The organism is Ilyobacter sp., from assembly GCF_041583315.1.
In the GTDB taxonomy this organism is placed as follows: domain Bacteria; phylum Fusobacteriota; class Fusobacteriia; order Fusobacteriales; family Fusobacteriaceae; genus Ilyobacter.
On sequence record NZ_JBFHGC010000430.1, the window covers coordinates 1 to 2525 of the forward strand.

Annotated in this window: 3 protein-coding genes; all 3 read left to right on the forward strand. The window is 41.2% G+C overall.

The window, feature by feature from the left end; genetic code table 11:
• A partial coding sequence (gene hisG, locus ABZA26_RS12500; RefSeq protein ID WP_372714845.1) for an ATP phosphoribosyltransferase occupies positions 1 to 413 on the forward strand: 413 nt, incomplete at its 5' end.
• Entirely contained in the window at positions 413 to 1696 is a 1284-nt protein-coding gene (gene hisD, locus ABZA26_RS12505) for a histidinol dehydrogenase (protein WP_372714846.1), read from the forward strand. The genes hisG and hisD, both read left to right, overlap by 1 nt.
• Positions 1697 to 1698: 2 nt before the next feature.
• Positions 1699 to 2525: histidinol-phosphate transaminase (locus ABZA26_RS12510; protein WP_372714847.1), on the forward strand; the 827-nt coding region annotated here is incomplete at its 3' end.

Below are 2525 nucleotides of genomic sequence, written 5' to 3' on the forward strand. Positions count from 1 at the left end.
CAGGAGTAGATGTCCTTTTAGAAAGTGAATCAGATGTATATGATATGCTCGATCTTGGTTTCGGAAAATGTTATTTCGCCATAGCCGCTCCCAAAGGATGGAAGGCCAGCAGCAACAGAACCATGAAAATAGCCACCAAATACATCAACTATTCGAGAAACCATTTTGAAAAAATAGAGAGAAAAGTAGAGCTTATAAAATTAAACGGCTCTGTAGAGTTAGCTCCAATTGTAGGACTTTCTGATGCCATCGTAGATATAGTAGAAACCGGTGCCACACTAAAGGAAAATAATCTAGAGATCATAGAAAAGCTAGAAGATATAAGTGCCAGGATAATAGTAAACAAAGTCAGCTATAAGTTTAAAAATGAAACTATAGAAAAAGTGCTAGGGGATATAAAGGGGGAGCTTTAATGAAAATACTGAGAAGTTCAGAGTATGATGCCATAAAGGCAGAAATACTCTCAAGAGGTGATCTCGACTACAAGGATATCAATGTCACAGTAGAGGAGATAGTAAAAAACGTAAAGGAAAACGGGGATAAAGCAGTACTTGGGTATACTGCAAAATTTGACGGTGCCGTGCTGGAAAAAATGGAAGTCACAAAAGAAGAGATGGACAGGGCCTGGGAAAGGACACCTGATTCTCTCAAAGATGCACTGACAGAAGCTGGAAACAGTATCAGAAAATTCCATGAAAAGCAAAAAAGAAATTCATTTATGGATAATGCCCTAAAGGGAAGAATAACAGGGCAGCTAATAAATCCCATAGAAAAAGTGGGAATCTATGTCCCTGGAGGAAAGTCACCTTATCCTTCTACGGTACTAATGAATGCCATACCTGCAAAGGTAGCTGGAGTACAGGAACTGACTATGATAACTCCTCCTGGAAAAACCGGAGAAATCATGGACAACATCCTGGTGGCTGCAAGAATAGCAGGAGTGGACAGGATATTCAAAATAGGAGGAGCCCAGGGAGTGGCTGCTCTGGCCTATGGTACTGAGACTGTACCTAAGGTATATAAGATAACTGGACCAGGGAATATATATGTGGCACTTGCCAAGAAGCAGGTCTACGGAATAGTAGATATAGATATGATCGCAGGGCCTAGCGAGATCCTCATCATAGCAGATGATACAGCCAACCCAAGATATATAGCCGCTGACCTTCTGTCTCAGGCAGAGCACGACGAACTGGCCTCTTCTGTACTGGTAACTCCAAGTGAGAAGCTGGCAGAAAAAGTGTCAAAAGAGGTAGACATACAGCTGGCTAAACTTTCCAAAAGAGAGATAGCGGAAAAAGCCCTTGAAAATTACGGAAGAATCATCATAACAAAGGATATAGATGAAGCGATAGAGATGGCAAATGACATCGCAACAGAGCATCTAGAGCTCATGGTAGCTGAGCCCTTCCTCTATATAAATTCAATAAAAAATGCCGGAGCAATATTTGTAGGGGAAAATACCCCTGAACCTCTGGGAGACTACTATGCAGGACCAAACCACACTCTCCCTACAAACGGAACAGCTAAATTTTCATCTCCTTTGTCGGTGGACGATTTCATAAAAAAGACCTCGGTAATCTATTATTCTAAGGAAGCACTGAAAGAGGTAAAGGATACCATCCTGGAAATATCAGACAGTGAAGGTCTTACGGCTCACAGCAACTCTATCAGAATAAGATTTGAGGAGGAATAATCATGAAATTTTGGAGTAATATTACCAAGAGTCTGACTCCCTATGTACCAGGAGAACAGCTCAATGAAATCGATATAGTAAAACTAAATACAAATGAAAACCCGTTCCCGCCTTCTCCTAAGGTAATAGAAAGTATACATCAGGCTATAGGGACACAGCTGAAAAAATACCCGGATCCTGAAAGCACAGAACTAAAAAATGCCATCGCAGAGTTCTATAACATAGAATCTGAAAATGTATTTGCAGGAAACGGTTCTGACGAGGTCTTGGCTCATGTATTCATGGCGTTTTTCAAAGACAAAAAACTTTATTTTCCAAATATCACATACAGCTTTTATCCTGTATACTGCGGACTTTATGAGATAGATTATCAGCCTATCTCCTTAAACTATAAATTTCAGATGGAGACAGAAGATTACCTGGGTCTAGACGGAAACATAATCTTCCCAAATCCCAATGCTCCCACAGGTATAGGGGTGGAACTATCTGTCATCGAAGAGATCCTCACAAAAAACCCTGAAAATCTAGTGGTGGTAGATGAGGCGTATGTGGACTTCGGTGGGAAATCTGCCATAGAACTCATCGGCAAATATAAAAACCTTCTCATTGTACAGACCTTCTCAAAATCAAGGTCTCTGGCAGGTATGAGAGTGGGATTTGCAATAGGAGACACTGAACTCATAGAGGGCCTCGTAAGAGTCAAGGATTCCTTCAACTCATATCCTCTGGACAGGCTTGCCCAGGCAGCGGGAGAAGCTGCTATGAAGGACAGAGAGTATTTTGATTACACTTGCAGTGAGATAATCAAAAACAGGGAATGGACAGTGTC

What these genes read in the sequence shown, in the direction of transcription:
- hisD (WP_372714846.1), top strand. Translation starts at nt 413, where the DNA reads ATGAAAATACTGAGAAGTTCAGAGTATGATGCCATAAAGGCAGAAATA.